Origin of the sequence: Stenotrophomonas sp. ATs4 (assembly GCF_051861585.1) — a bacterium.
GTDB lineage: Bacteria > Pseudomonadota > Gammaproteobacteria > Xanthomonadales > Xanthomonadaceae > Stenotrophomonas > Stenotrophomonas maltophilia_AS.
Map to the genome: position 1 here is coordinate 232,439 of NZ_JBLYPK010000008.1, position 21,929 is coordinate 254,367.

Consider the following 21,929-nt stretch of genomic DNA (forward strand, 5'->3'; position numbering starts at 1 on the left):
CATCTGAGAGCACTTGAGCATCCTGACATAGGCGGCCTTTGAAAACGCAGGCGCATCCAGCGCCTGCGCATAAGCACTGCCAGCGGTTGATCAGCACCCGCCCTTCCGCGGCTTGAAGGAGCCCGCCATCTTGGCGGAGTCTGGCACTTGAGCGGAACCGCAAATTGCTAGAGCGAGCTCATCAAGTACAGAGCATCAATAGACGTTGACCGCTCCATTGTTTGTTGAGCACACCCGCGGGATGCATGCCGACATAGCAGTCGGGATAACTCCCCGCCTTACACCAATACATACGACTTGAAGAGTATAAGTACCCGTGAATGGGCCGGCGTATTCATCACTAGCGGACGTCGTGCAACGCCCGTTATCAAGAGAGAGTGCCCCGGTAGATTTCCCTGCCAGGGAACTCTGAAAGCGAGCAGTACCTACCGAGTTAAAATTGACGCCGATTGGCGCACTGCCACTAGGCGCCAATGCGAATACGTAGTATCCCGCTTTGGGCTGCACCATGTCGCTGGCGGCTGGCTTTAGTTCCGTAGCGGGATCTGACTCACCTTCACAAGACCAGCCAACCACTGCCGACTCGCCAGATATCACCGTCTCACCATGCCGGGCTTTCGAGTTCGTTACCTCACAGGTAGCCTGATGATAGATCTTCGTCGCTTCAGTTTGGTCATTATAGCGATACACGTAGCCGCCCTTTCCATCTTTGAAAAGGCGCACTTGGACAATCACTTCTCCGCCGTTGAAGTCGGATAGACGCACAGTCCGTTCAACCCATTGCTTGCCATCTGATGACGCCATCTGGCGGTCTTGATACGTTGGCTGATTGGCCAAAGCCAAGGTGGGGATTGTTGCCGCCATCAGCGCACACAGAACGCGAATTCCTTTCTGGATCTTCATCTATTAAACTCCATTTATCAGACGTCCGTGCCTTCTACGCCCCACTCCACAAGCGTGTCAAGTTACGATTTTCAATAGGTCGAGCCATGCGGCTATTCATTGAATCCACAATGTGATTCTGGACACAGGTCGCCATTTGAAACAGCCAATAAATCTATTAGTGTCGCCATTCCTTCTAGCCGACCAATTAGCCTTTGCATTGAACTTGCATCAGAAATTTCATACCCAAGAACAATTGGTTCTCGCAGAAGAAATCAACACATGTGTCGCATCGATCATCGGCGCTCGATCCATTGCAACAGCCTAAGCGGCTTAGCCCGAGAGTCTATTTCACCACGACTTCGGGCAGCCAAGGCTGACGAAGCCGACGTTGGGGTTCAGCTGGGACATGGAATCGCGGGACTCTGGGGGCCTGGGCCCTGCCGTCGTGGAAGGGGTTCCAGGGGGCCGGGCCTGAAAGGGCGCCAGTACCCCTGAATGATCAGCCGCCCGATCGGGCACAGCCGCTGACACCACGCTAACCGGCGCAGCACCGACAATGCAGCCCTGTTCCCCGCAACGAGGTAGAAGACGATGGCCGAGTGGATCACCCTGGATACGCACCACGGCCCGGTACGCGCCTGGCTGGCCCTGCCCGAGGGTACCCCGCGTGGCGGGCTGGTGGTGGTGCAGGAAATCTTCGGCGCCAACCCGCATATCCGTGGCGTGGCCGAGCGCTTCGCCGCCGAAGGCTATGCAGTGCTGGCGCCGTCGTTCTTCGACCTGGTCGATGGCGCCGACGCCGATCCGGACGCCCTGCCCTATGACGCCGAAGGCGTGAAGCAGGGCCTGGAACGGGTCAGTGCGCTGGGCATGGAAAAAGCACTGGAGATCGTCCGTGCCGCAGCAACCCGGCTGGCCCCCTACGGCAAGGTCGGTACGGTCGGTTACTGCTGGGGCGGAACGGTGGCACTGCTGTCGGCCGTCCGCCTGGGCCTGCCCTCGGTCAGCTACTACGGCGCGCGCAACGTCCAGTTCCTGGATGAGACGCCCAAGGCTCCGGTGATCTTCCACTTCGGCGCCCAGGACAAGAGCATCCCGCCGGACGCCATCCAGGCCCATCGCCAGAAGCTGCCGCAGATGGCGACCTACGTCTATCCGGCCGATCACGCCTTCAACCGGGAGGTCGGACATGCGTATGATCCAGACAGCGCCACCCTGGCGCTGCAACGCACCCTGGACTTCTTCTCGGAGCATCTTGGATGAGCGATTTCGAACTCGATTCACGTCTGGCCACCGACAGCGTGCTGGTGGCGGAAGGACCGTTGTCGCAAGTGCGGCTGATGAACGACGAACGATTCCCCTGGCTGGTGCTGGTACCGCGCCTGGCGGGGGTGACCGAGTGGATCGAGCTGGACGGCGAGCAGCAGGACAAGCTGCGCACCGAGCTCAACCGCGCCTGCAAGGCCCTGAAGGGCTCCGACGGGGTGGAGAAGATCAATATCGGTGCGCTGGGCAACATCGTGCGCCAGCTGCACTTCCACGTGATTGGCCGCCATGACGGTGATCCGGCCTGGCCGGGCCCGGTCTGGGGCAGCGGCCCCGCGCACCGCTACGAGCCGGGGGCGCTGGACCAGCATGTCGCCTACTGGAAGGAACGGCTAGGATATCCAGCCCAGTCCTGAGCGTTTGCCGACCCGATGCGATTCAACCTCGTTGCCGCCGTCCTGCTGATCCTGATCGGCCTGTTCATGCTCGCCAGCAACCTGGGCTGGACGCACCTGAACCTGTCCAAGCTGCTGCTGACCTGGTGGCCGGTGGCACTGGTGGGTGTCGGCATCGCGATGCTGTTCGGTCGCGGGAAATAAGGCAGCGCCGGGCCATGCCTGGCGAGCGCAGCGTGCTGCCGCACCCATGAAAACGCCGGGCATGCCCGGCGTTTTCGTCATGCGATGGCGCGCCGGTCAGGTCCGCGGCAGAGTCACGCCGGTCTGGCCCTGGTACTTGCCGCCACGATCGCGGTACGACGTCTCGCAGACGTCATCGGCCGCGGCCTGGAAGAACAGCATCTGTGCCACGCCTTCGTTGGCGTAGATGCGCGCCGGCAGCGGCGTGGTGTTGCTGAATTCCAGGGTGACGTGACCTTCCCATTCCGGCTCCAGCGGAGTCACGTTGACGATGATGCCGCAGCGCGCGTAGGTGCTCTTGCCCAGGCACACCACCAGGGTGTCGCGCGGAATGCGGAAATACTCGACGGTACGCGCCAGCGCGAAGCTGTTCGGCGGGATGATGCATTCGTCACCGACGATATCGACGAAGCTGCCCGGATCGAAGTGCTTGGGGTCGACGATCGTCGAGTTGATGTTGGTGAACACCTTGAACTCGCGCGAACAGCGCACGTCATAGCCGTAGCTGGAGGTGCCGTAGCTGACGATGCGCTCGCCGTTGGCCTGCTTGACCTGCCCTGCCTCGAACGGCTCGATCATGCCGTGCTGCTCGGACATGCGGCGGATCCAACGGTCACTCTTGATGCTCATGCTCTGTCCTGGGAAATACGAGGGGGCGCGAGGATTCTAGCAGGGGCCCGGGCATCGCCGCCGGCCCCTGCCCCGGCATTCACAGCAGCGACGACAGGATCGGGATCGAGGCCCGCGGGCGCTTGCCCACTTCCTCGATCAGACGCTGCGCGGCATGGCGATAGGCCTGCGCCGGCACCGAATCCGGCTGCGCCACGGTGATCGGAGTACCGGCATCGCCCTGTTCACGGATGCCGATCTGCAGCGGCAGCGAGCCCAGCAGCGGCACCCCGTACTGCGCGGCCATGCGCTCACCACCGCCCTCCCCGAACAGGTGCTCGACATGACCGCAGTTGCTGCAGGTATGCACGGCCATGTTCTCGACAATGCCCAGCACCGGCACTTCAACCTTCTCGAACATCTTCAGCGCCTTCTTCGCATCCAGCGTGGCGATGTCCTGCGGCGTGGTGACAATCACCGCGCCGGCCAATGGAATCTTCTGGGTCAGGGTCAACTGGATGTCACCGGTACCCGGCGGCAGGTCGATCAGCAGGAAGTCCAGATCGTCCCACAGGGTGTCGTTGAACAGCTGGGTCATCGCCGAGGTGGCCATCGGCCCCCGCCAGATCATCGGCGTGTCCTCTTCGATCAGATAGCCGATCGACATGGTGTCCACTCCGAATGCGCGCAGGGGTTCGATGCTCTTGTTGTCCGGGCTTTCCGGACGACCGGACAGGCCGAGCATGGCCGGCACGCTCGGACCGTAGATGTCCGCATCGAGCACGCCCACGCGTGCACCGAGCTGCTGCAGCGCCACGGCCAGATTGACCGCCGTGGTCGACTTGCCGACGCCACCCTTGCCCGAACCAACCGCGATCACATTGCGGATGCGGGCATGCGGCGTAAGTCCCTTCTGGACCTGGCTGACATGGGGACGGCGGGGAGAACTGTTCACAACGAGCACCGGCGGGATCAGGGGGAATAACTGATCATCATACAAGCTGGACGCAGCCTGACTGAAATTCACAATTGCTACAGATTCGTGCACAGATTGTTAAGTTCATGTTACGTTCGATGAGCACTGTTTTGGGCTGCGGAGCTGGACATTTCCAGCACCGCGCGATGGCGCATGCGCAGTGCCGCTTTTGTTTTTGCTCTCCATTGGAACTACATGAAATACGCAAGCAACACCGCACGTCGCAACACGCTCGCCGTCGCCCTGATTTCCGCTCTGATGGCCGCCGCTCCGGCAATGGCCCAGGACAAGGCGACCAACCTGGACAAGATCACCGTTACCGGTTCGCTGATCCCGCAGACCCAGGTTGAAACGCAGACTCCGGTGATGTCCATCACCGCACAAGACATCCAGACCCGCGGCTTCAGCAGTGTTGCTGAAGTGCTGCAGCAGTCGTCGCTGACCACCGGCGGCCTGCAGGGCGGCCAGACCTCGGGTTCGTTCACCCAGGGCGCTGAAGCGGCCGGCATGTTCGGCCTGAACCCGGGCTACACCAAGTACCTGATCAACGGCCGCCCGATGCTCTCGTATCCGGCGCTGTACAACGGTAGCGAAACCTTCAACAACATCAGCGGCATTCCGATCGACATCGTCGAGCGCATCGAAGTGCTGCCGGGCGGCCAGTCGTCGCTGTACGGTTCGGACGCGATCGCCGGTGTGGTCAACATCATCCTGAAGGAGCGCATGGACGGCGGCACCATGACCGTCCGTGGCGGCACCTATACCGAAGGTGGCGGCAGCAACATCCGCTTCAGCGCCGCCAAGGGCTTCAACGCGTTCGACGACCGCTTCCATGCACTGTTCAACGTGCAGATCGAGAACGGCAGCCCGATCTGGGGCTACCAGCGCGACATCACCCGCCAGAACAATCCGGTCGGCTACACCGCACAGGTGCCGTCGAACGACTTCGCCGTCATCACCAACGCCGACAACAAGCTGTTGATGATGGACCCGAGCCGCTGCGCCAATGTCGCCGGCCTGTACGACGGCACCACTGTTGTCGGCCAGCGCGCGTCGGGCGAGTCCTGCGGTTCGGTGTACAGCGCCGGCTACAAGACCCTGAAGAACGGCAAGAACAGCGGCCAGTTCTACTCGTCGATGACCTTCGACGTGAACGACAACTTCCAGCTGTTCGCCGACGTGCTGTACAGCAAGGAAAAGACCGAGTTCACCTCCGGCTCCAGCGCCCTGTGGTGGGGCACCAAGTCGGTCATGGGCGGCTTCTACGACCAGGGCCTGAACAAGGTTGTGAACCTGCAGCGTGCCTTCGCGCCGGAAGAAATCGGTGCGGGCGGCTACAACAACATCCTCAACTCCGATGAGAGCCGCGCCTACCAGGTCACCCTGGGCGGCAAGGGCATGGTCGGCGATTGGGACTACAGCGCCAGCTTCACCCGCGGCGAGTACCGTCTGGACCAGAACCGCTTCGTGCGCTGGAAGGACAAGATCGAAGACTTCTTCGGCCAGACCGTGCTGGGCCCGCGCCTGGGCACCTCGGCTGATGGCTTCGGTATCTACAACCCGAACTACGCCGCGTTCTATTCGCCGATCACCCAGGACCAGTTCGCCAGCTTCACCGGCTACGGCACCCACCGCAGCAAGACCTGGCAGAACCTGGGCCGCGTGCAGGTGACCAACGGCTCGCTGTTCAGCCTGCCGGGCGGCGACGCCGGCCTGGCCGTGGTGCTGGAAGGTGGCAGCGAAGGCTGGGACTACTCGCCGGACCAGGCATTCGTCGATGGCAACGTGTGGGGCGCCACCGCCGTCGCCGGTGCCGGCCACCGCAGCAACTACGCGGTCACCAGCGAGCTGCGCATGCCGCTGCACGACAAGCTGACCGTCAGCGCGTCGGGCCGCTATGACGCCTTCAAGATCGCCGACAAGACCGTCGACAAGGCCACCTACAGCATCGGTCTGGAATTCCGCCCGATCGAGAGCCTGCTGCTGCGCGGCAAGTACGGCACCGCGTTCCGCGCGCCGACCCTGTCCGATGCCTTCCAGGGCATGAGCGGTTCGTACTCGTCCGGCCAGAACGATTACTACCGCTGCAGCCAGCTGGGCTACGGCCTGCGTGACGAGGCCTGCTCGTTCTACAAGAACACTTCGGTGTACAGCGAAAAGTCCGGCAACCCGGACCTGAAGCCGATCACCGCCGATGTGTGGAGCGCAGGTGTGGTGTGGGCCCCGGTCAGCAACTTCTCGCTGTCGGCCGACTACTACAACTGGAAGATCAAGAACGAGGTCAAGACCCTGAGCTCCGACCAGCTGCTGCTGGCCGAGTACCAGTGCCACAACGGCCTGCCGAACAACACCTCGGCCAGCTGCGGCGACGTGACCAACTGGGTGTCCCGCGATGCCGGTGGCAACCTGACCCGCGTGTACACGCCGAAGCTCAACGTTGCCAGCCAGAACCTGGAAGCGGTGACCGTGGCGGCCAAGTACCAGCAGGATATCGGCCGCTTCGGCTCGCTGATGTTCTCCGGCAACTACACCAACATGCTGAAGCGTGAAGTGCAGCCGATGCCGGGTGCCGCCAAGCTGGACCTGCTGAGCGACCCGTACAACATGTGGTACTACGACAACTTCGCCAAGGTCCGCGGCGATCTGTCGGTGGCCTGGAACATCGCCAAGTTCACCACCACGGTGTACGCCAACTACGTGGGCAGCACCCCGAACTACCTGGCCTACACCGGCCGCAGCTACGGCTACGTCCACTCCTCCGGCGCCAAGGCCGGCAAGTGGGGTTCGTACACCACGTACAACCTGAGCATGAACTACCAGGCACAGGAAGATCTGGTCCTGTCGCTGATGGTCAACAACGTGTTCAACAAGCTGCCGGAAGGCCAGCGCTACAACTACCCGGGCAACGAATCGACCCCGTTCAATGACGGCTTCTACAGCGTCTACGGCCGCCAGATCTCGGCCCAGGCCAAATACAACTTCTGATCCCGTCGTTTTCCGGACTCCGTGTCTGGACCAGGCCCCGCTTCGGCGGGGCCTTTTTTTTGGAACCCGGAAGGCGCCGGTAAACGCTTGATGCGGACGCCTCGAACGCACTACGACAAGATGTCCCGCACACCGGCATGTTTTGAAACACACCAAAATAATTGTCGCTAATCATTGATTTTCGGGCATTTTTCAATCGAAAGCCGGCTTGACGACATGACAGTTGCGTGTTCGTAACGTTAATCGCGTGTTACGGTCAAACTGAATGGAGTGCAACTGAACAGATCGTTAAGACGGCAGGGAGGCTGGTCGCCAAGACATTGCTCACTACGGGGATTCACCATGTCTCGCCATCGTTCCACACTCTCGCGCCACCCACTCACCCTTGCCCTGCTCGGCACCCTCCTCGCCTCGGGCACCGCCCTTGCACAGAGTGGCAACGCGCCGACCCAGCTCGACCGCGTGACCGTCACCGGTTCGTTGATTCCGCAGACCGAGATCGAGAACCACACGCCGGTCCTGACCGTGACCGCCGAGGACATCCAGACCCGCGGTTTCACCAGCGTCGCCGACGTACTGCAGCAGTCCTCACTGTCCACTGGTGGCCTGCAGGGCGGCCAGACCTCGGCTTCGTTCACCCAGGGCGCCGAAGCGGCCGGCATGTTCGGCCTCAGCCCGGGCTATACCAAATACCTGATCAATGGCCGCCCGATGCTTTCGTATCCGGCGCTGTACAACGGCGGCGATACGTTCAACAACATCAGCGGCATCCCGATCGACATCGTCGAGCGCATCGAGATCCTGCCGGGCGGTCAGTCCTCTCTGTATGGCTCGGACGCGATCGCTGGCGTGGTCAACATCATCCTCAAGGAACGCATGGATGGTGGCGTCCTCAACGTACGTGGTGGCGCCTACAGTGAAGGCGGCGGTGACAGCTTCCGCCTCAGCGGCGCCCGTGGCTTCAATGGCGTGGATGATCGCTTCCATGCGCTGGTCAACGTGCAGTATGAGAAGACCAGCCCGATCTGGGGTTACCAGCGCGACCTGACCAAGGTCAACAATCCCGACGGCTACAGCCCGCAGTACGTCTCCAACGATTTCCTGGTGCTGTTGCCGGCCAACAACAATCGTTACGCGATGATGGACCCGAACCTGTGCGCCAATGTGGCCGGGCAGTTCGATGGCACCACGGTGCTCGGCACCCGGCCCACCGGCCAGGCATGTGGCTCGACCTATGGCACCGGCTACAAGACCATCAAGAACGGCAAGGAAAGCGCGCAGATCTACAGCTCTGCCACCTTCGACGTGAATGACAACTTCCAGTTGTTCGGCGATGCGCTGTACAGCCTGGAAGAGGTCAAATACGCGACTGGTTCCGGCTACACCTGGTGGGGCACCTCGTCCGGCTGGGGCCGCTTCTATGACCAGGCCAGCGGCCAGTACATGAACCTGCAGCGGGTGTTCGCTCCGGAGGACATCGGCGGCGGTGGCTACCAGGACATCATGAACACCGACCGCAACAAGGCCTATCAGGTGACGCTGGGCGGACGCGGCACGGCCGGCAACTGGGACTACAGCCTCAGCTTCACCCGCGGCGAGTACAAGCTGACCGAACGCAACTTCGTGCGCTGGAACGACCCGATCAACGATTACTTCGAGCAGCGCGTGCTGGGTCCGGTACTGGGTACCACCAGCACCGGCTACGACATCTACAGCCCGAACTGGGAAGCCTTCTACTCGCCGCTGCCGTCCGGCGATTTCCAGAGCTTCACCGGCTATAGCTACAGCGAAAGCCGTACCTGGCAGAACCTGGCCCGGGCACAGGTCACCAACGGATCGCTGTTCAAGCTGCCTGGTGGCGACGCCGGCCTGGCCGTGGTCGTTGAAGGTGGCAGCGAAGGCTGGGACTACAGCCCCGATCCGGGCCTGATGGATGGCAGCGTCTGGGGCACCACAGCGGTCTCCGGTGCCGGCCACCGCAGCAACTACGCCGTGACCGGTGAGCTGCGTCTGCCGCTGCATGACACGCTGACAGTCACCGGCTCCGGCCGCTACGACGCCTTCAAGATCGGCAGCAACACCGTCGACAAGTCCACCTACAGCATCGGCATCGAGTTCCGCCCGATCGAGAGCCTGCTGTTCCGCGGCAAGTACGGCACTGCGTTCCGCGCTCCGACCCTGTCCGACGCGTTCCAGGGCCGCAGCGGCTACTACGCCAACGGCTCCACCGATTACTACCGTTGCGGCCAGTTGGGCTACGACCCGGCCAACACTACTGGCTGCCCGTATGACAGCGTCTCGGTATTCGGCACCCGCGCCGGCAACCCGGACCTGGAACCGATCACTGCCGACGTCTGGAACGCAGGTGTTGTGTGGGCACCGATCAACAACCTGTCGCTGTCGGTGGACTACTACAACTGGAAGATCAAGAACGAGGTCGATACGCTCAGCTCTGACCAGCTGCTGCTGGCCGAGTACTACTGCCGTGGCGGCCAGGCCAACAACACCTCGGCCAGCTGCCAGAACGTCAACGACTGGATCACCCGCGATGCGTCCGGCGTGCTGGACGAGATCTACACCCCGAAGATGAACGTCGCCCGCCAGAACCTGGAAGCGCTGACCGCCAGCTTCAAGTACGTGCACGACATGGGCCGCTTCGGTTCGCTTCAGTTCTCGGGCAACTACACCGACATGCTCAAGCGCGAACTGCAGCCGCAGCCGGGCGATGAGTTCCTGGACCTGCTGCGTGACCCGTACGCGATGTGGGTGTACGACTCGTACGCCAAGGTGCGCGCCGATGGTTCGGTCGGCTGGGCCAAGGACAAGTGGACCACCACCCTGTATGCCAACTACATCGGCAGGACGCCGAACTACATGGCCTACGTGGGCAATGGCTACGACTACGTCCACAGCTCCGGTTACAAGGCAGGCAAGTGGGGGTCCTACACCACCTACAACCTGAGCGTGAACTATCGCGCGCTGGACAATCTGACCCTGTCGCTGATGGTCAACAACGTGTTCAACAAGATGCCGGACAACCAGCGCTTCAGCTTTGCCGGCACCAGTGGCCAGCCGTACAACAACTATCTGTACAACGCCTATGGACGTGCGATCTACGTGCAGGCCAAGTACGAGTTCGGGGTGAAGTAAGCCCGCAATCGCTGGAACGAAAAAGCCCCGCCATGGCGGGGCTTTTTTTGCGCTGGCGAAAGGCACGCGCCCTGGGCCCCGGTCGGCGCGCCGGGCACCCCTGCCCACCGCTGATGATCAAGCCATCGGCCGTTGAGCCTGGCCGGCCAGAGTGGCCCATCAAGTGGAGTTTTTTCTTTGTTGGCGACGTAAAGCGGCTTGGGCGGTTGTAGACCTCACACGCGCAAGATCGGCCCTGCACCGCATTCATCTTAAACTCATAAAGACTGAACAGGCACATTGCAAATGAGACTAAGTGCCTGCCCACATTGCAGTTTTATGTAAAAAACAACGTTTTCGGACGCATAAAGTAAAATTCACCCCCATTTTTTGTTAAGCCCGTGTTAGGTTTTATGAACCACAGGCCTACACATGAACAAAGCCGTAACGCCTGAATGGAATCAGCATGCTTCAGTCAACAAGGGGACCCACTACGATGACCAAGACCCGTACACCCGGCCGCCACCCGCTGACCAGCGCTCTGCTTGTCAGCCTGCTTGCAGCGTCCTCGGTGCCTGCCTTCGCGCAGGAAACCTCTTCCGACCCGGTCAATCTTGATCGGGTCAGCGTGACCGGCTCGCGCATTGCGCGTACGGGCTTCGTGACATCTTCGCCGGTTACCGCCATCACCGCCGAAGAAATCCGCCAGACCGGCGCGCTGACCATCAGCGACCTGATGAACAAGATGCCGCAGCTGGCACCGTCGTTCACCCTCGGCAACTCCACCCGTTACATCGGTACCGCCGGCCTGGGCCTGATGGACCTGCGCGGCATGGGCTACGACCGTACCCTGGTGCTGGTCAATGGCCGTCGTCATGTCGGCGCCAATCCCGGCAGCACCGCGGTCGACGTCAACACCATCCCGGTGGAGTGGATCGAGCGCGTTGAAGTCATCACCGGCGGCGCATCGGCCATCTACGGCGCCGACGCCGTGGCCGGCGTGGTCAACTTCATCATGAAGAAGAACTACGAGGGCTTCGAGGCCCGCGCACAGAAGGGCATTGCCGGGGAAGGCGGCTTCAACCGCGGCTTCGTGTCGGCTACTGCGGGCACCAACTTCGCTGACGGCCGAGGCAATGTCGCCGTGGCGGTCGAGTACAGCCAGCAGGACCGTTTCGGCCGCGGCGACCGCTCGATCGGCAAACGCTACGACGTGACCGTGCCCAATCCGAATTTCGATCGCACCAAGCCGCCGAGCGAGAGCAACCCGCAGACCGTCCTGGCCCGCCCGGGCGGCAACTACTCCACCTCCTACGGCGGTTCGTTCCAAGCCGGTGGCACGTTCGATTTCACCAAACCCAACACCTACCAGTACCGCTATCACTTCAATCCGGATGGCAGCTTCAGCCGCAACCGTTTCGATGGACCAGTGGTCAGCCCTTCCTCGTGCGTCAACTGTGACTTCACCGATCTGAACGCCGTTGCCGACCTGCAGCCGAAGTTCGACCGCCTGAGCGTCAACACCGTCGCCCACTTCGACCTGAACGACAAGCACCGCCTCTTCTTCGAAGGCAAGTACACCAAGACGGAATCGACCTTCTTCGGTCAGCCCGCTTTCGACAACACCATCCGCATCCGTCGCGACAATGCTTTCATCAGCCCCGAGCTGGGCGCCCTGATGGACGCCAACGGCCTGACCCAGCTGCAGATGGCCCGATTCAACGTCGACGCGGGCCGCCGCGGCGAGGAAGTCAAGCGCGAGACCAAGCGCTTCGTCTTCGGCGTGGAAGGCATGTTCGGTGACAACTGGAACTACGAGGCCTCCGGTAACTATGGCGAGACCGAGATCAACCGCGTCAACGTCAACAACCGCATCAACGAGCGCTGGCAGGCCGGCCTGGATGCAGTCCGCGATCCCAGCGGCAAGATCGTCTGCCGTGTCGACCGCGATGCGAATGCCACCAACGCCAATGCCGGTGGCCGCGCTTACAACCGCGACCTGATCGGCTCGGGCTGCATTCCGTTCAGCATCTTCGGTGATGGCGCGGTACCCCAGAATGCGGCCGACTGGTTCAATACCCGTTCGCACTACTTCGGCAAACTGCAGCAGACCGTGTTCAGCGCGTCGGTGAGCAACAACGCGCTGTTCTCGCTGCCGGCCGGTGACGTCGGCATCGCTGCCGGCGCCGAGTACCGCAAGGAGAAGAGCCAGGAGCGCACCGATCCGCTGGCAGCCTCTGGTGCCACCTTCCTCAATGCCATCAACGGCGGTGGCGGTTCGTACAACGTCAAGGAAGTGTTCGCCGAAACCAACATCCCGCTGCTGGCCGACATCCCGGGCATCCGCCGCCTGTCGCTGGATCTGGCTGGCCGCTATTCGGACTACAACACCATCGGTTCGACCAAGACCTGGAACGTTGGCCTGGACTGGGAAGTGATCCCGTCACTGCGCGTTCGCGGTACGTTGGCCAAGGCCATCCGCGCGCCCAACATCGGCGAACTGTATGACGAGCAGTCGCAGAACTTCGCGACCATCGCCGACCCCTGCAACACCAACGCCACCAATTCGAACCGTCCGGGCACCGCTGGCGACCCGGCCCTGCGCGCCGCCAACTGCGCGGCTCTGGGCATTCCTGCAAACTGGGTTGACTCCTACAGCGCCAACCGTCCAGGCGTCAGCGGCGGCAATCCGAACTTGAAGCCGGAGCGCGCCGAGTCCACCTCGATTGGTTTCGTCTGGCAGCCGGAGTTCTTCGAAGGCTTCGGCATGTCGGTCGACTACTGGCGTATCACCCTGAAGGACGCTATCGGTGCGGTCACCGCCGAAACCATGGCAACCCGCTGTGTCGACTCGCCGGGGGGCATCAACAACGCCTTCTGCGGCAACATCAAGCGCGCGCCGGTGGGCGGTGCGGTCGGTGCGAACGGTGCCGAGTTCCCGGCATACAGCATCTACGACTGGACTGCGATCGCAGAGAACCTGGCCAAGAGCCGTCGTACCGGCATCGACCTGGAAATGAACTACGACTTCGGCATGTTTGGTGGCCACACCAACCTGCGCCTGGTCGGCACCCGCCTGCTGGAATCGCGTGAATGGGAGTTCCAGGACTTCCCGAACGAGTACAAGGAACGTTCGAACTACGTGACCAACCCGCGCTGGCGTGGCCAGTTCACCGCCAAGTACACGCTGGGCAACTTCCGCGCCAGCTGGGACATGGTGTACATCCACCGCAACCTGCGCGTGTTCCCGGAGAGCTACAACAGCAATCCGGGTTCGCAGAGCCCGATCTGGAACCCGTCGTTCACCTATCACAACATGCAGGTCGGCTACAAAATGGCTGACTCTGGCGTAGAGGTGTACCTGGGCGTGGACAACGTGTTCGACAAGGATCCGCCGGTCAACTACTTCGGCGCGGACCTGGGCTCGGCGTACTACGACAACGTCGGCCGCTTCATGTACATGGGCGTCAACTACAAGTTCTGATCCCCAGCTGCGCAGTACCCCGACAGACCCGGCTTTTGCCGGGTCTGTCTTTTCCGGGCCACAAAACAGCCCCCTTGCGCACGGCCATGACCTTCGACACCCTTGCAGGGCAGGCCGGCGGCGTATTGTTCGGCCCACGGCCGTCCCCGCGGCCCTTCCCTGACTCACTCGGCCTGGAGGCCATCAAAGTGACCCGTACTCCCAAGATCGTGCTGCTGACCCTGGCCGTTTCGGCCGCGCTGGTTGGCTGCGGCAAGAACGAAACCCCGGCCAAGGACGCCACCGCCTCCACGCCGGCTGCGGCCGAAGCCACCAACTACTCCCTGGACGAGAGCAAGCTGCCGGCCTACAACGCCTTCCAGCCGAGCGATCTGGACACCACCAAGGACGCCTGCGGCGCCTTCGGCGATTACGTCAACAGCAAGTGGCTGGCCGCCAATGAAATCCCGGGCGACCGCACCAGCTGGGGCGCGTTCACCATCCTCGACGAGCGCTCGGTGGCCGTGCAGCACCAGCTGGCCGAGCAGCTCGCGCAGGTCAAGAACCCGAACCACATTGAAAAGATCGTCGGCGACCTGTGGGCCACCGGCATGGACGAGGCCAAGATCAACGCCCAGGGCATCGAGCCGCTGAAGGCCGACCTGACCGCGATCGACGGCCTGCAGGACAAGGCGGCGATCGCCGACTACCTGCGCACCAGCGCGGCCAAGGGTGACAACGTGCTGTTCGGCTTCGGCGCCGAAGCCGACTTCAAGAACTCGGCCGTGAACATGGCCTACGCCAGCCAGGGCGGCCTGGGCCTGCCGGACACCACCTATTACACCGACGCCAAGAACGCCGACAAGCTGAAGGCCTACCAGGCGCATGTCGCCAAGGTGCTGGAGCTGTCCGGCGTCGCTGCGGCCGATGCGGCCAAGCAGGCCGAGGACGTCGTGAAATTCGAGACCCGCCTGGCCAAGGCCTCCAAGTCGCGCGTCGAACTGTCGCGCAATGTCGAACTGTTCTACAACCCGGTCACCCTGGCCGACGCCGACAAGCTGACCCCGAACTTCAGCTGGACCGAGTTCTTCAAGTCGCAGGGCGTGGCCGCGCCGGAGAAGTTCTCGCTGGCCATGCCGGCCTTCCATGAGGAAGTGAGCAAGGCACTGGGCGACGTCGATCCGGCCGTGTGGCGCGCCTACCTGCGCTTCCACACCGTGGACAGCGCCTCGCCGTACCTGGCCGATGCCTTCGTGCAGGAGAACTACGAGTTCTACGGCAAGACCCTCAACGGCCAGAAGGAACAGAAGCCGCGCTGGAAGCGCGTGCTCGGCACCATCGAGAACGATGCCGGTGAAGCCTTCGGCCAGCTGTACGTGAAGGTTGCCTTCTCGCCGGAAGCCAAGGCGAAGATGGAAGAACTGGTGAAGAACCTGGCTGCGTCGCTGAAGGAACGCATCCAGGGCCTGAGCTGGATGAGCGAGGAAACCAAGACCAAGGCCATCGCCAAGTGGGAAACCTTCACCCCCAAGATCGGTTACCCCGACAAGTGGCGTGACTGGGCGGGTCTGCAGACCCAGCGTGACAGCTACCTGGGCAACGTGCGCGCCGCCAGCGAGTTCAACTACAAGTTCAACCTGTCCAAGATCGGCAAGCCGGTGGACAAGTCCGAGTGGGGCATGACCCCGCAGACCGTCAACGCCTACTACAACCCGCTGCAGAACGAGATCGTGTTCCCGGCCGCCATCCTGCAGCCGCCGTTCTTCGACCCGAAGGCCGACGACGCGCTGAACTACGGCGGCATCGGTGCGGTGATCGGGCATGAAATGACCCACGGTTACGACGACCAGGGTGCGCGCTTCGGGCCGACCGGCAACATGGAAGACTGGTGGACCCCGGCCGACAAGAAAAACTTCGAAGGCCTGACCGGCAAGCTGGTCAAGCAGTTCGACCAGTACAAGGTCGACGGCCAGGCGGTGAACGGCCATCTGACCCTGGGCGAGAACATCGCTGACCTGGGCGGCCTGGCTACCGCCTACGACGCGCTGCAGAAGGCCTCCGCCGGCAAGGAAGACGCAAAGGTCGATGGCTTCACCCGCGACCAGCGCTTCTTCTTCAACTGGGCCACCGTGTGGCGCACCAAGTACACCCCGGAGAACGCCAAGGTCCGCCTCGCCACCGACCCGCACGCTCCGGCGCAGTTCCGCGCCATGGGTGCGCCGTCAAACCTGCCGACCTTCGCCGCAGCGTTCCAGTGCAAGGCCGGTTCACCGATGGTCCGCGTCGGCGACCAGCAGGTCGTGATCTGGTAAGCCCTGGCTGACGCCAAGGCAGACCTGCGAAGGCCCGGGATTTCCCGGGCCTTTGTTTTTTGGCGACTCAGGCCGGCGCTACCCGGGGTCGGATCCCTCGCGCGCAGCGTGAGGGCGCTGACCCCATGCAGGTAACGCCATCCATGCATGGCATGGATCTACTGCCCATGCCACACCGGTAGCGCCGGGCCATGCCCGGCGAACGCCGCGTGACGCATGCATCCCGTGCCCATGCCACACCACACCGGTAGCGCCGGGCAATGCCCGGCGGAAGCCGCGTGACGCATGCATCCCGTGCCCATGCCACACCACCCGGTAGCGCCGGGCCATGCCCGGCGAATGCCGCGTGACGCATGCATCCCGTGCCCATGCCACACCACCCGGTAGCGCCGGGCCATGCCCGGCGAATGCCGCGTGACGCATGCATCCCGTGCCCATGCCACACCACCCGGTAGCGCCGGGCCATGCCCGGCGAACGCACGGTGATGCGTGCATGCCGCGCGCATGCACGGCTTGCTATAGTTCGCCCGCCCTCAATCCATCACGGATTCGTTCTACATGCCCAATTTCCGTCCGCTTGCCATCGCCCTGGGCATCAGCCTGGCGACCCTGGTCCCGACCCACGATGCATTCGCCGCCAAGAAGAAGGCCGCGCGCGCCCCGGCTGTCAGCGCCCAGTGCAGCGACTTCTACGACGCCACCAACGCGGGCTGGCTGAAGGCCAACCCGGTGCCTCAGACCGGCGCCATCACCGCGCTGGGCCAGCTGGTTGACCGCAGTCGCCAGCAGCAGCGCGAGCTGCTTGATGCATCGATGAAGGCACCGCAGGGCAACGTACAGAAGCTGCTGGGTGATTTCTGGGCCAGCGGCCTGGATGAAGCCGCCGTGGAAGCGGACGGTTCCAACCCGATCGCACCGCTGCTGACCCGCATCAACGCCATCAAGAAGGCCAAGGATGTGCCGGCATCGATCGCCGCGCTGCACCAGGTCGGTATCCCGGTGGCCTTCAACTTCGGCCCCGATGTCGACCTGAAGGCGCTGGACCGCCACATCGGCTACTTCATGCAGGGCGGCATGGGCCTGCCGGATCCGGCGTTCTACACCCGGACCGACGCCGACACCGTGGCCTTGATGGGCCGCTACCGCAACTACGTCAAGCAGATCCTGGCACTGACCGGCACCCCGGCCGCCAAGCTGGATGCCGAGTCGCAGGCGGTGATCGCGTTGGAAACCGAGCTGGCGCGCAATGCGCAGTCGCTGGCCGGCATCAACAACCCGTTCAACAACTACGCGCCGATCTCCACCAAGGAGCTCAACAGCCGCTACCGCAATCTGCAGCTGGACGCGTTCCTGAAGGCACAGGGCGTGGATGACGACCTGGTCTCGCTGGCAGACCCGGGCCTGTTCAAGCAGCTCGATGGCATGGTCACCAAGCTCAAGCCGGACCAGTGGAAGGCCTACCTGCGCTGGCGCGTGGGCGACTCGATGGCGCCGTACCTGTCCAAGGCCTACCGCGACGCCGAGTTCGAATTCCGTGGCCGCGTGCTGCGTGGCGAGACCCTGCCGCCGCAGCGCTGGGAAGACGTCCTGGACGCGATCAACGTGGCCGCTGGCCCGATGGTCGGCCGTGAGTACGCCGCCCGTTACCTGTCCGCCGAGGATCGTCGCCAGGCGGCGTGGATCGTCGACAAGGTGCGTGAAGTGCAGATCGAAGCGGTCAAGAACAGCAGCTGGATGAGTGCCGAAGCCAAGGCCGAAGCACAGGCCAAGCTGGCCGCGCTGAAGATCGAGATCGGCACCCCGCTGCGCGACTTGGACTACAGCGTGCAGCCGATGGGTCGCGGCTCGTTCGGCGGCAACATGCTGATTGCTTCGACCTGGCGCCATCGCGAGGAAATGAAGCGGATCGGCAAGGGCAACGCCGACCGACGTTGGGACGTGCTGCCGCAGCAGCCGTCGCTGGCCTACGACCTGGCGCAGAATCGCCTGATCGTCACCGCCGCGATCCTGCAGGGTCCGGTGTTCAACGCCAAGGCCGATGCTGCGGACAAGTTCGGCAGCTTCGGTGGTCTGGTCGGCCATGAGCTGACCCGTGCAATCGATGCCAAGGGCGCGCTGGTCGACGCCAAGGGCGAGCTGCGCAGCTGGTGGACCCCGGCCGACAAGACCGCCTGGACCCTGCTCAGCAACCGCGTGGCTGCCCAGTACGGCAGCTACGACTTCCCCGGCGTGAAGGGTGCCAAGGTCAACGGTACCCTCACCCAGGAAGAAAACCTGGCTGACATCGCCGGCCTGGAGCTGGCGTGGGCGGCATACGTCGCGCAGGAGCCGAAGGCCAAGCAGGCCCAGCAGCAGGGCTTCTTCCGCGCCTGGTCGGCACTGTGGGCACAGCAGCTGTCGCCGAACGAGGCCGTGCGCCGCCTGACCGCCGATATCCGTGCACCGGGCCTGTGGCGCAGCAACGGCACGCTGGCCAACCTGCCCGCATTCGGTGCCACCTTCAGCTGCAAGGCCGGCCAGCCGATGCAGCGCAGCGAGGCCGAGCAGATCAAGGTCTGGCGCTGAGCTACCTGCCAAACGGGTAACGCAGAGGGCGCCTTCGGGCGCCCTCTTTTTTGCAGGTGCAGCACGATCCCGGGTTAACACCGGGCGTGCTATCGCTGCGGCTTCGTCCATCGCGGAGCCCCGACATGGCACACAAGAACACGATCTGTGTCTGGTACGACAACGGCGCGCTTGAGGCTGCCACCTTCTATGCCAGCTTCCTGCCCAACAGCACAGTGACCGCCGTGCATCACGCCCCGGGTGACTACCCGGACGGCAAGGAAGGCAATGTGCTGACCGTCGAATTCACCGTCTGCGGCATCCCCTGCGTCGGCCTCAACGGTGGGACTGCGTTCAAGCACAGCGAAGCGTTTTCCTTCCAGATCCAGACCGAGGACCAGGCTGAGACCGACCGTCTGTGGAACGCCATCGTCGGCAACGGTGGCCAGGAGAGCCAATGCGGCTGGTGCAAGGATCGCTGGGGCATTTCCTGGCAGATCAGCCCACGTATGCTCATTGAAGCGGTGACCAGCAAGGACAAGGCGCTGGCCAAGCGTGCCTTCAACGCGATGATGCCGATGAAGAAGATCGACATCGCCACCATCGAAGCGGCGATCAAAAAAGGGGACGGAGGGGATTAAGTCGTTTCTCCCCATTACCGCTGGCCCCACGCCAATTGCGACTTAATCCCCTCCGTCCCTTTTTCCGAGGTGCTGATGTCCTGGGATGCGATCATCATCGGTGGTGGCCACAACGGCCTGGTCTGCGCGGCTTATCTGGCGCGCGCTGGCAAGCAGGTACTGGTACTGGAACGTCGTGGCGTCCTTGGCGGCGCTGCAGTCACCGAGGAATTCCATCCCGGCTTCCGCAACTCGGTGGCGTCCTACACGGTGTCATTGCTGCAGCCGAAGGTGATCGACGACCTGCAGCTGCATGCACATGGGCTGCGCATCATCGCGCGTCCGGCCAACAACTTCCTGCCATTGCCCGACGACCGCTACCTGTTGTCGGCACCTGGCCGCACTCAAGCCGAGGTCGCTAGATTCTCCGAGCGGGATGCACAGCGCCTGCCCGCGTACGAAGCACGCCTGGAGATCTTCGCCGATGTGCTGCGTGCGTGGGCCCTGCGTGCGCCACCGGACCTGGGCGTGGCGGGTGGTTGGCGTGCGCTGCCCGCACTGTGGCAGATGGGGAAGCTCGGCCGCGAACTGGCGGCACTGGATGCACCGCTGCGGCAGGAGCTGCTGGACCTATTCACGCTGTCGGCGGCGGAGTACCTGGACCGCTGGTTCGAGAGCGAACCCATCAAGGCCTTGTTCGGCTTCGATGGCATCGTCGGCAACTACGCCAGCCCCTACACGCCGGGCAGCGCCTACGTGTTGCTGCACCACGTGTTCGGCCAGTGCAATGGCGTGAAAGGTGCATGGGGTCACGCGATCGGCGGCATGGGTGCAATCAGCCAGGCCATCACCGCCTCGGCACAAGAGGCTGGAGCGCAGCTTCGCGTGGATGCTGGTGTGCAGCGCGTGTTGGTCGAGCAGGGCCGCGCAGTGGGGGTGGAACTGAGCAACGGTGAAGTCCTGCGTGCACGCGCAGTGGTCGCCAACGTCAATCCGAAGCTGCTGTACGAACAGTTGATGGAGCCGGCCCAGGTGCCTGATGCGACCCGCGAACGCATGGCGAACTGGCGCTGCGGTTCCGGCACCTTCCGGATGAACGTGGCGCTGTCGCGGCTGCCGGACTTCCGTGCCCTGCCCGGCCCCGGCGATCACCTCAGCGCCGGGATCATCATGGCGCCCAGCCTGGACTACATGGACCGCGCCTGGCTGGATGCGCGGCGCGACGGCTGGTCACGCGAACCGATCGTGGAAATGTTGATTCCGAGCACGCTGGACGATTCGCTGGCTCCCCCCGGGCAGCATGTGGCGAGTCTGTTCTGCCAGCACGTAGCACCCGTGCTACCCGAGGGTCGTCACTGGGATGATCATCGGGAAACCGTAGCCGACCTGATGATCGGCACCGTCGAACGGTATGCGCCCGGCTTCAGCGCCAGCGTGCTCAGCCGGCAGGTGCTGTCACCCCTGGATCTTGAACGCACCTTCGGCCTGGTCGGCGGCGACATCTTCCACGGCGCACTGAGCGCCAACCAGTTGTTCTCGGCACGGCCGATGGTTGGCCAAGCCGGCTATCGGGGTGCGTTGCCGGGGCTGTACCTGTGTGGTTCGGGAACCCATCCCGGCGGTGGCGTCACCGGCGCACCGGGGCACAACGCCGCGCAGGTGGTCCTGCAGGATCTGTAGGTCCACGCCATGCGTGGATGGCCAGAGTAGGCACCAACCTTGGTTGACGAAACGTGTGCCAACCAAGGTTGGCACCTACCCGCGTGGGACAAGGCGTGCCAACCAAGGTTGGCACCTACAGCGTCAAATGATCCTTCGGATCATTTGACGCTGCGCAGATGGTTCGGGCGCTTCGGGGGGCCGGGTGGGCGGCGCTTGTTGAAGGGCGATTGCCCGCGCCAGTAGCGGATCAGCAGCCAGCCGAACAGCATGCCGCCCAGGTGCGCGAAGTGGGCAACACCCGGTTGCCAGCCGGTCATGCCCAGCACCAGCTCACCCACACCGAACAGGATCACGAAGGTGCGTGCCTTCATCGGGATCGGCGGGAACAGCAACATCACCCGCTGGTTCGGGAACAGCATGCCGTAGGCCAGCAGCAGGCCGAACACACCGCCGGAGGCGCCCAGCACCGTGGCCGGGTTTTCCAGCAGCGTACCCACCAGCAATTGACAGACGCCGGCACCGGCCACGCACACCAGGTAATAAAGCAGGAAGCGCTTCTCGCCCCAGGTCTGCTCCAGCGGCGCGCCGAACATGAAGACGGCCAGCATGTTGAAGAACAGATGGCCGAAGCTGCCATGCAGGAAGCCATAGGTCAGCAGCTGCCACGGCTGGAAGTTGCCGCCCGGCGAGAACGCATCGAAGCCCTGCTGCAACGGCTGCAGCATGAACGGCTCGAAGGTCTGCATGCCGAGCAGGAACGGCTGCTGCAGCAGGAACAGGATCGCGTTGGCGATCAGCAGGGCCTTGGTGACGGTGGGCAGTCGCGGGAACATGGCAGTA

The 21,929-nt window shown here is 63.2% G+C and carries 14 protein-coding genes; 10 read left to right on the top strand and 4 right to left on the bottom strand.

The window, feature by feature from the left end; genetic code table 11:
- Positions 1-195: 195 nt before the first annotated feature.
- Positions 196-903 carry a hypothetical protein gene (locus tag ABR323_RS15970; protein WP_135274624.1) on the bottom strand — a complete coding sequence of 236 codons (708 nt, stop codon included), beginning with the start codon at positions 901-903 and terminating at the stop codon, positions 196-198.
- A gap of 573 nt (positions 904-1,476) precedes the next feature.
- Here ABR323_RS15970 and ABR323_RS15975 point away from each other — a divergent pair.
- From ABR323_RS15975 to ABR323_RS15985, 3 genes are read left to right on the top strand one after another with little or no spacing between them, the layout of a single operon-like run.
- Positions 1,477-2,148 (top strand): dienelactone hydrolase family protein, encoded by a 672-nt coding sequence (locus tag ABR323_RS15975; protein WP_439450001.1) that lies wholly within the window; start codon positions 1,477-1,479, stop codon positions 2,146-2,148.
- On the top strand, positions 2,145-2,567 hold the full coding sequence (locus ABR323_RS15980; RefSeq protein WP_135274626.1) for an HIT domain-containing protein: 423 nt from the start codon (positions 2,145-2,147) through the stop codon (positions 2,565-2,567). Before ABR323_RS15975 ends, ABR323_RS15980 begins: the two co-directional genes overlap by 4 nt.
- A 15-nt stretch (positions 2,568-2,582) precedes the next feature.
- Positions 2,583-2,750: a LiaI-LiaF-like domain-containing protein gene (locus ABR323_RS15985; RefSeq protein WP_005418011.1), complete on the top strand. Its 168-nt coding sequence runs from the start codon at positions 2,583-2,585 to the stop codon at positions 2,748-2,750.
- Between the two features lie 96 nt (positions 2,751-2,846).
- Here ABR323_RS15985 and dcd read toward each other — a convergent pair whose 3' ends face one another.
- Together dcd and apbC are read right to left on the bottom strand one after the other, a co-directional pair.
- Positions 2,847-3,419 (bottom strand): dCTP deaminase, encoded by a 573-nt coding sequence (gene dcd, locus ABR323_RS15990; RefSeq protein ID WP_012511735.1) that lies wholly within the window; start codon positions 3,417-3,419, stop codon positions 2,847-2,849.
- A 79-nt stretch (positions 3,420-3,498) separates the two neighbouring features.
- Entirely contained in the window at positions 3,499-4,353 is an 855-nt protein-coding gene (gene apbC, locus ABR323_RS15995) for an iron-sulfur cluster carrier protein ApbC (RefSeq protein ID WP_135274627.1), read from the bottom strand.
- Between the two features lie 216 nt (positions 4,354-4,569).
- Between apbC and ABR323_RS16000 the strand changes: the two genes are divergently transcribed.
- The 7 genes from ABR323_RS16000 (at position 4,570) to ABR323_RS16030 (ending at position 21,107) form a co-directional block, all read left to right on the top strand.
- Entirely contained in the window at positions 4,570-7,359 is a 2,790-nt protein-coding gene (locus ABR323_RS16000) for a TonB-dependent receptor plug domain-containing protein (RefSeq protein ID WP_439450002.1), read from the top strand.
- A 342-nt stretch (positions 7,360-7,701) separates the two neighbouring features.
- On the top strand, positions 7,702-10,509 hold the full coding sequence (locus ABR323_RS16005; RefSeq protein WP_135274629.1) for a TonB-dependent receptor domain-containing protein: 2,808 nt from the start codon (positions 7,702-7,704) through the stop codon (positions 10,507-10,509).
- Positions 10,510-10,984: 475 nt separating this feature from the next.
- Positions 10,985-13,972 (top strand): TonB-dependent receptor plug domain-containing protein, encoded by a 2,988-nt coding sequence (locus tag ABR323_RS16010; RefSeq protein WP_439450003.1) that lies wholly within the window; start codon positions 10,985-10,987, stop codon positions 13,970-13,972.
- A gap of 188 nt (positions 13,973-14,160) precedes the next feature.
- A complete protein-coding gene (locus ABR323_RS16015) occupies positions 14,161-16,263 on the top strand; it encodes a M13 family metallopeptidase (protein WP_439450004.1) in 2,103 nt (700 codons plus the stop codon).
- A gap of 558 nt (positions 16,264-16,821) precedes the next feature.
- Positions 16,822-18,828 (top strand): M13 family metallopeptidase, encoded by a 2,007-nt coding sequence (locus ABR323_RS16020; RefSeq protein WP_439450005.1) that lies wholly within the window; start codon positions 16,822-16,824, stop codon positions 18,826-18,828.
- 125 nt (positions 18,829-18,953) lie between these two features.
- Positions 18,954-19,448: a VOC family protein gene (locus ABR323_RS16025; protein ID WP_439450006.1), complete on the top strand. Its 495-nt coding sequence runs from the start codon at positions 18,954-18,956 to the stop codon at positions 19,446-19,448.
- Positions 19,449-19,523: 75 nt separating this feature from the next.
- Complete coding sequence (locus ABR323_RS16030; RefSeq protein WP_439450007.1) at positions 19,524-21,107, top strand: phytoene desaturase family protein; 1,584 nt, start codon at positions 19,524-19,526, stop codon at positions 21,105-21,107.
- A gap of 140 nt (positions 21,108-21,247) precedes the next feature.
- Here ABR323_RS16030 and ABR323_RS16035 read toward each other — a convergent pair whose 3' ends face one another.
- Positions 21,248-21,922, bottom strand: a complete 675-nt coding sequence (locus tag ABR323_RS16035; RefSeq protein ID WP_032128229.1) for a rhomboid family intramembrane serine protease — start codon at positions 21,920-21,922, stop codon at positions 21,248-21,250.
- Between the last annotated feature and the right edge of the window lie 7 nt (positions 21,923-21,929).